This is a genomic window from Hyalangium sp. (assembly GCF_035629615.1).
Lineage (GTDB): Bacteria > Myxococcota > Myxococcia > Myxococcales > Myxococcaceae > Hyalangium.
In genome coordinates this window covers 1-7,651 of the sequence record NZ_DASPHO010000453.1, presented here as the reverse complement: position 1 = coordinate 7,651, position 7,651 = coordinate 1, and the positions used below count along the sequence as shown (strand labels likewise).

General features: G+C 67.0%; 8 protein-coding genes. 3 read left to right on the top strand and 5 right to left on the bottom strand.

Going from position 1 to position 7,651, the window contains the following annotated elements; all coding sequences use genetic code 11:
* The 3 genes from VD972_RS23280 to VD972_RS23270 all read left to right on the top strand — a co-directional run.
* Window positions 1-168: aldehyde dehydrogenase family protein (locus VD972_RS23280; protein ID WP_324990507.1), on the top strand; the 168-nt coding region annotated here is incomplete at its 5' end.
* Between the two features lie 78 nt (window positions 169-246).
* Entirely contained in the window at window positions 247-1,932 is a 1,686-nt protein-coding gene (locus VD972_RS23275) for a hypothetical protein (protein WP_324990505.1), read from the top strand.
* A 139-nt stretch (window positions 1,933-2,071) separates the two neighbouring features.
* Window positions 2,072-2,731 (top strand): hemerythrin domain-containing protein, encoded by a 660-nt coding sequence (locus VD972_RS23270; RefSeq protein WP_324990504.1) that lies wholly within the window; start codon window positions 2,072-2,074, stop codon window positions 2,729-2,731.
* Between the two features lie 39 nt (window positions 2,732-2,770).
* On the opposite strand, the gene VD972_RS23265 is transcribed toward VD972_RS23270, so the two are convergent.
* The 5 genes from VD972_RS23265 to VD972_RS23245 form a co-directional block, all read right to left on the bottom strand.
* Complete coding sequence (locus tag VD972_RS23265) at window positions 2,771-4,357, bottom strand: serine/threonine-protein kinase (protein WP_324990503.1); 1,587 nt, start codon at window positions 4,355-4,357, stop codon at window positions 2,771-2,773.
* A gap of 408 nt (window positions 4,358-4,765) precedes the next feature.
* Window positions 4,766-5,515: a trypsin-like serine protease gene (locus tag VD972_RS23260; protein WP_324990501.1), complete on the bottom strand. Its 750-nt coding sequence runs from the start codon at window positions 5,513-5,515 to the stop codon at window positions 4,766-4,768.
* Window positions 5,516-5,681: 166 nt separating this feature from the next.
* Window positions 5,682-6,548 (bottom strand): trypsin-like peptidase domain-containing protein, encoded by an 867-nt coding sequence (locus VD972_RS23255; RefSeq protein ID WP_324990500.1) that lies wholly within the window; start codon window positions 6,546-6,548, stop codon window positions 5,682-5,684.
* A 151-nt stretch (window positions 6,549-6,699) separates the two neighbouring features.
* Window positions 6,700-7,437, bottom strand: a complete 738-nt coding sequence (locus VD972_RS23250) for a SprT family zinc-dependent metalloprotease (protein ID WP_324990498.1) — start codon at window positions 7,435-7,437, stop codon at window positions 6,700-6,702.
* Window positions 7,434-7,651, bottom strand: a 218-nt coding sequence (locus tag VD972_RS23245; protein WP_324990497.1) for a type I restriction enzyme endonuclease domain-containing protein, incomplete at its 5' end; no start/stop codon positions are given. The genes VD972_RS23250 and VD972_RS23245, both read right to left, overlap by 4 nt.

The window sequence follows — 7,651 nt, the reverse complement described above, 5'->3', positions numbered from 1 at the left end:
TGGGACGAGCTGGAGGTGGGCGGCGTCGTCGTGGGCGACGTGCCGAGCTTCCGCGTCGACACGATGCCCTATGGGGGCGTGAAGGGCTCGGGGCTGGGGCGAGAGGGTGTGAAGTACGCCATCGAGGACATGACCGAGCTGCGGCTGCTCGTGCTGCGCCAAGGGTGAGCCGTCGGACACTCGTTCCACAATGGCGGGGTGGGGCCAGGTGCGGCCTTCGAGCATGTGGCTTACTGCAAGCACCTGATGCCGACCCCTCCGCTTCCCTCCGTCCCCCCTCCCCAGGCGCGGTGGCGCCGTCCACTCTTATGGGGGCTCGGCGGGCTGCTCGTGCTGGAGCTGCTCTACAACGCCGTGCTCGTCACTGGGCTCTTGGCCACGGTCATCAATCACTTCTCCCGGGATCACCCGCGGGTGGAGTGGAGCCGGGCCTGGAGCCTGGTGCCCGGGCACGTCCATGTCCGGGATCTGAAGCTGGGACAGGAGGCGGCGAACGGCAGCTCCTGGCAGCTCGAGCTGGGTGAGGTGAAGGTGGAGCTGTCCCTGCTCGCGTTGCTGAAGCGGGAGCTGAAGGCTGACTCCTTGGACGTTCGAGGACTGCAGCTCCGCATCCGCTCCGGGACCCCCGAGCCTGGCGGAGACACGCCGAGGAAGCCGCCTCCCGCGGATCCCTGGAAGGTGTTGCTGCACGGCGTGCGGGTCCAGAACGTCCGCGAGCTGGACGTCAAGGGAGTCCGGCTCACGGGCATCACGGACGCGTCTGGCAGCCTGGAGGTGGTGCCTGGGCACCGCGTCTCCGTGAGGGATGCGAAGGTGCGACTCGGCCCGGGCCAGCTCTCCTACGAGGAAGAAGCCATGCTGCACCTCGAGCAGGGCTCGGGGGAGTTCAGCCTCGAGACGCAACGCCAGGGACCCGAGAGCGGGCTCGACCTCATCACCGGACTGACGGGGGGCCGGTTCCAGTTCACCGCCACCCACCCCGCGCTCAGCGAGCTGCCGCGGCTCACCTCCGGGCTGGAGGGAGTCTCGCTGCGGGGAGGCTCGGGGAAGCTGGAGGTGGACCTCCATGTGAAGGAGGGCCGACTCGCACAGGGCACGCAGCTCAAAGGCTCGGCGGAGCCGCTCCTCGTGTCGACAGGCTCCCTGCGCTTGAAGGCGCCCTGGAGGTTCCACTCGGACGTGTACACGCATGAGGACGGCACGGACCGGCTGGGACTGAAGCTCACGCTGGGGCCCGCGCGGATGGAGAGCGGAGAGGGGCCGACGCTGGAGACGTCGGAGGTGATCCTCCTGCTGGGTGCGAAGGCCCCGCGCCTGGACCAGTCTCCACCGGACATCCAGCTCGAGCTTCACACGAAGCCGCTCCATGTCACCTGGGGTGGCGCGACGATGAAGGGGCTCGTCCACGTGGAGGTCGACGCGCGAAAGCTGGCCTACCAGGGTGGCAAGGTGGTGCTGCACGGAAGCCGGGTGCAGCTGCAGGAAGTCTCCGTGCAGGCGGGCCAGGATGAAGCCCACAACTGGGAAGGGATGCTGACCTTCCCGGAGGCCACCCTCGCCTTGTCACCTCCTGCCGCCGAGGGACGCTTCTCGGGGAGCTTCTCCAACGCCGCCCCGTTCGTCGCGCTCCTCACCGCCCAGGGCGCCCTGCCTCGGGTGCTGTCACCCCTGCTCAACGCCAACAACCTGGGACTCACCGGGACGGTGAGCCTGGGAGAGAAGGGCGCCAAGGTGAGCAAGCTGCTGGCGAATGGCCAGGGCCTCGAGCTGCGCGGAACGGCGGAGAGCACCGGTGGCTCCCCCCATGTCGTGCTGCTGGTGAAGATGGGAATCCTCTCCGTGGGCGTGGAGACGGGCTCCGGAGCAACTCACGTCCAGGTGCTCAACGCGTCGAGCTGGTACCAGGAGAAGACGGGAGCCCCGACGGAGTGAGCCTGCCTGCTCACCGGGCTGCCGGGGCTGGGATTTCCAGGAGTCCGGGCATGAGAGGCAGGGCGTCACCACCCTCATAGTCCAGAGTAGCTGGGCCACGCCATGCGGGTGCTGGCTCCGTGATGAGAGGAGAGGGGAGATGCGCTCAATGGATGCCATCGCGCTCTTGAAGGCGGACCACAAGACGGTGGAGACGCTCTTCCGCAGGTTCGAGCAGGCAGGCCCCAACGCGAAGAAGCTCAAGCGCAAGCTGGTGGAGCAGATCGTGCGCGAGCTCGCCGTTCACGCCGTCATCGAGGAGCAGGTCCTCTATCCGGCGGTGCGTGCCAAGGGCAAGGAGCTGGAGGAGCAGGTGCTCGAAGCGCTGGAGGAGCACCACGTGGCCAAGTGGCTGCTGAAGGAGCTGGAGGACCTGCCATCTGAAGCCGAGCGCTTCAGCGCCAAGGTGAAGGTGCTGATGGAGAACGTCCGCACCCACGTGGCCGAGGAGGAGCGCAGGTTGTTCCCCCGCGTGCGCAAGGCCTTCAGCCCGGTGGAGCTCCGGGAGATGGCCCAGATGCTGATGATGGCGAAGAAGGCCGCGCCCACGAGGCCGCACCCGCGCGCCCCGGACGCTCCGCCGAGCAACCTGGTGGCGGGCGCGGTGTCCGCCGTGCTCGACATGGGCAAGGAGGCGGTGCGCACCGTGCGCCGCGGCATCCACAAGCCCAAGGCCAGGAAGGTGACTCCAAGCGCTCCCCAGCAGCAGGCCAACGGGGCCGCGCACGGCCTGGAGGCCGACGCCTCACAGCTCATGTGAGCCCGCCGTCCTGCCATGCGTGGCGGCAGACAGCGCCTCCTACCGCTTGTCCATGGGGCTGGAGTTGGGGCGGCGCCCACGAGGGATGAAGGGCACATAGCAGGTGCCCTTGAACATCTGGCCCCCGAGTTCCGAGCACTTCTCTGGGGCCCAAGCCAACTCAGCCCAGCAACCTCCGTTGAGGACGACCTGTCCTCGGAGAGGGCAGCGGCCCTTCTCATCGGGCCGCGCCTGCCCCGGCAGCAGCTCGGGAGGGGTGTTTTCGGTCAGCCCTTCTGGGGTGGGAGTAGAGGGGGCTCCCTCCAGGGAGGTGGTTGCCGCGGCTGCTCCAAGCCCTGCGGTGCCCGCGTCCGGTGCCCCAGCTCGCGAGGGCTCTGCCTGGGCGACAGAGGTCTCTTCCAGGGGCTTACGAGGATCGGCCCACCACGTCCACACGGCCAGCGCCAGGCTCGCCGCTGCCAGCACGAGCGTGGACCACCCAGGCCCCTTGGGGGCTCGGGGCCTCAGCAGTTCGGCGGAACCTCTCGCCAGGGAGGACTCCTGGGGAGGTGGCATCTGCACCTCGAGCGGCAAGGCGAGTTCCTGTGGCTTGGCGGCGCTGCCTTCGACAACGTCATCGCGAAGGTGCTTCCGGGAGTCGGGCCCAGGCGCGGCAGCGGCTTGCTTCGGCGGCAGTGCTGAGGGCAGCAAGGCCTGCTCGGTGAAGCACGGTTGAGTGCTCTGTGGCGCGGCGGGTTCGACAGCCTGCTCCAGGGCCGCTGCCAGCGCTGTGGCGGTGCCGCGCTCCTCGGGGCGCACCGAGAGCAGGCGCAGGACGAGGGCACGGAGCCCTGGCTCCACGCGAGGGTCGCTCAACAGCGCGGGGGGTAGAAGCACCGACTCCAGGTGCCAGGTGCCGAGTTCGTCCTGGGTGGGTTCGCCCGGTTCCGGGTACTCGCCAGTGAGCAGTGCGCAGGCGGTGGCGCCCAGCGCGTAGAGGTCATCGGCCGGCCCGGCGCAGTAGCGGGCGGCGGGCTCCCGGTAGAACCGCAGCTCGAACAGCCACGACTCTGGGGAGCGATAGGCCGGAGTGCCGGGGAACACCATGGGAGGCGTGAGGGTGGCGGCGCCAGGGTAGATGCCTGTGCCGAAGTCTGTGAGCACGGCGCGGCTGTCGGAGCGCCGCACGAGGATGTTGGCGCCTTTGACGTCGCGGTGGAGGAGGCCCTGGGCGTGGAGTGCCGCCAGGGCGCTCGCAAGCTGAGCCAGCCACTGTCGCACCTGTTGGCAGGAGGCAGGGTGCAGCCGGGCCCAGTCATAGAGAGCCATGCCGTCCACCCACTCCATGGCCACGAAGGGGTAGAGCGTGCCGTCGGGGTGCTGCCACTCTCCATGGCCCAGCAGGCCAGGCACATGAGGGTGGCTCAAGCGTGAGAGCAGCGCCGCCTCGCGAGCGAAGCGCGGGTCTGCCGGGTGCAAGGCCAGCTTGAGGGCCACGGGTGTGGCGTGTTCGGCTCCAGCAGGCACGGCTTGATAGACGGCACCATAGACGCCGCGGCCGGCCCAGCCCTCCACGCGCCAGGACCCTACCAGCGTGCCTGGAGGAAGCCGTGCCGGGTGTAGCGCGGGGGCGGACGTTCTGTCCATAGGAGCCTCGTGGTGGTGGAGGGAGCCGCTCCCTCTACCCATCCGCAGCCTACCCCACACGTAGGATCACGTCAGCGAATGCCTGGCGGTGCTCAGGGAGGACAGTGCCATGCCCCACGCGGAGCACAGTGGCCGTGTAGACCTCCGTTGGGGGCGGAGAAAGCTACGGAGGTCTATACGTATAGCCCTCCGTAGGGCAGCCGGGGCTACGCAGGTCTAAACGTTTAGACCTGCGTAGGGGGCAGTCGGGCTACGAAAGTCTACATATGTAGACTTTTTGTCGGGGGTAGCTGGGGACCCGGACACCCTATGCCCGTCTCCAGCCGTGGACTCCCCGTCTCCCGGCATGGACGGTGGGACACAGCGCCGGGGAACGGGCTCACCCGATGAGCCGGGGCCCTGTCGCAGTCAGGGGGCTCTTGGTTTCTGGGTCTTCTCCAACTGTGCTGTAATCCAATCGTAGTAGCTGGAAGTGCTCGTGAACCACGATTGCGTACCATTCTCCGCATACCCACCATTGATACCCACGAGCCAGCGCTTCCCTTCGTCGATGTACAAAGCCGGGCCGCCACTGTCTCCTTCATGTGTATGAGCCCCTGAGCCATTGAAGCGGAACTCCCGGCCTCTCTGGTCGGCCAGCGTGCGGATGGCGGATACTTCATTGGTACCATAGCGGCGCAGACCTCCATTTTGGGCCTCATGCGCGCTCGGGCCGTAGCCAATGACGGTGAGCTCATCACCCTCCGAGACTTCTTTGCTCCTCAGGAGAACGTCTGGCTTGACTCCACTCAACTCGTGCTCCAGTGCCACGATAGCAAGATCCGCGACGCGCTTGTCAGGGTCCACAAACCCACGGTCATTGCGTTGCGCTGTGAAATCTTCGTGCACGATGACATCGCCCGGAGATGTCTCGGGTACCGCCTCCCAGGCCCTTTGCTCCGGACGGTAAAGATAAAAGTGGCTGATCACCGTGGCCTTCTTGACGCATGGTTTTCTGTTGAAGGCCGCTTGCGTCACCGGGCAGAAACAATGAGCAGCAGTGAGGACAGCTTGTGGAGCAATGAGGATGCCGCTGCAACTCCCCCCGACACTGCGGATCCTGACGATGGCTCGCCAGAGGTTCTCTTGATCGTCCCGTCCACCCGAAACGCCGTTCATGTCCTGGGGCGACAGAGGAGTTCCAGTCACTCCGGGAACGCTTGTTTCGCCCCTGAATCCAGAGGGGCTGGAGCTGCATCCAGGACCCAACGACAGGACTGTGAGCAGATAGGGTGCCAAGAGTCTTCGGCAAGCGGACATGCGAACCCACCTCGTCGAGTGTGTGTCAATGATTTGGAGCAGGAGGGGTTGGGGCCGCCGCGCGCCGGACTTCAGCCCGCAGCCAATCCCGAAAGGGAGAAACACTTGTGAATGAGAGCTCTTGGTCCGAACCGATGCTCGCGATTCCGACCAGCAGACGCCTCTGGGCCTCCTCGCGAAAGCAAGGGCCGCCAGCATAACCGTTATAGAGGGAGGGACCTTGCTGCTGATAGAGGACTCTTCCCTCTTCGGGCGCCAGGACTTGAGCGACCGTGTTCTTCCGGAAGTAGCGAACCCCATAGAGCCCGCCTACCGCCTGGCTGTTTCCATCGTGCGCATAGCCTGCCATGACGAGGGACTCATGGACTTGGAGCTCGCCCTGCTCCATCAAGGTCTCAGGGGGCACGCTCTTCACAGCTTCATCCAAAACAATGACGGCGAGATCCGCATGCCCCGGCTTAGCCGGACCCGAGTCTTCGGAGAGGGGCTTGAATTCGGGATGAGGCCGGACCTCGCCTTCATAACTGTCGAAACGCATCGGGGTCGTCTCTTCAGGGAACGCTTTGTCCAGGACGGTCCCATAAGTGACCGTTGTCACAGAGGCGCGCTCGAGGCATGACGCGCCGCTGCCGAGGGATTCCTCCTTGCTGGCAGGCGTGGCGCTCTTTCTGGGCTCGCACAGACAACTGCCTGCGGTCAGGACAACACGAGGGCTGATCAGGACGCCGCTGCATCGAACCGCTCTCGGTTGAGAGCCGGTGGTGATCATGACCGTGGAGGCGTAGCGGTTCTCAAAATCCATCGTGCCGGCATATGGATACAGGCTCGTATTGGTAACCCCCAATTCCAGGGTTTCGCGGGCGGCCGGGGTGCTTGGGCGGCCAGCATCCACCTTTGAGTGCTCCTCCGTGCGGCTCTTGCATCCAGTCACTCCCGGGAATGAAGGCGCGAGCAGGAGGAGGGAGGCGATGGCGATGCGCTGATGGCGTGTAGGTGCGCTGGAGGCTCTCATGCGTCTCAGATCAATGGTCCGGGGAACGGGCTCACCAGATGAGCCGGGGCCCTGTGGCTCGGAGCTGCTCGCGCCGGGCCTCGTAGTCGGGCAGCAGCCGGCCCAGCGCCGCCCAGAACGCCTTGTCGTGAGCCTCATGCACCAGGTGGACGAGCTCGTGCGCCACCACGTAGTCCACCAGCCGCATGGGCGCCTGGATGATGCGCCAGTTGAAGCGCACCACCCCGGCGCTGCAACTCCCCCAGCGGCGCTCCTGCTCGCGCACCTGCACTCGGGGCTCCTCCTGCCCCATCCTCCGCGCCCACCCTCCCACCTGCGCCGTCAGCCGCGCCCGCGCGCGCTCCCGATACCACCCGGCCAGGGCCTCCCGGACCGCTCGCGCCCGCGCCTCCCCCTGAAAGCCCCGCGGTACCTGCACCCGCAACCGCCCCCCCTCCAGCCGCACCTCGGCGCTCGCCCCACCTGGTTGCACCGCCAACCGGTACTGCCTGCCCAGGTAGAGGTAGCTCTCCCCTGAGAGAAACTCCCGCGGGCCCAAACTCGGCTCCTCCGGCCTCACCCGCCTCAGGCGCGAGGTGATCCACCTTGCCTTGGCCTGCACCACCGCATCCAGCCGCTCCACCGGCACCCCCCTCGGCGCCGTCAGGAGCACTTGGCCCGGTGGCGCCACCGTCACCCCCACCGTCTTGCGCCGACTGCTCCGCTGAATGCCATAGGCGATCCGCGTCGTCCCCCACTGGATCTCCGAGCGCTCCCCTCCGTGGCTCACCGTCCCCTCCGGGCCCGTGCCAGCTCCATGAGCTTCGCCGTCGTCTCCTCCACCTTCGCCCCGTCCCCCTCCGCGTACTTCGCCACCCGGAGGAGCTTCTTGATGCGCTGCCGCATCTCCCGCTGCACATCCTCCTTCGTGGACCAGTCCACGATGGCCGTGCTCGGCGCGATGGCCTCCTCGAGCAGCGTCGCCAGATCCTTGCGCTCCTCGC

Bases quoted from the DNA above. Each gene is read 5' to 3' on its own strand.
- VD972_RS23275 (WP_324990505.1), top strand. From the start codon at position 247: ATGCCGACCCCTCCGCTTCCCTCCGTCCCCCCTCCCCAGGCGCGGTGG.
- VD972_RS23270 (WP_324990504.1), top strand. From the start codon at position 2,072: ATGCGCTCAATGGATGCCATCGCGCTCTTGAAGGCGGACCACAAGACG.
- VD972_RS23265 (WP_324990503.1), bottom strand. From the start codon at position 4,357: ATGGACAGAACGTCCGCCCCCGCGCTACACCCGGCACGGCTTCCTCCA.
- VD972_RS23260 (WP_324990501.1), bottom strand. From the start codon at position 5,515: ATGAACGGCGTTTCGGGTGGACGGGACGATCAAGAGAACCTCTGGCGA.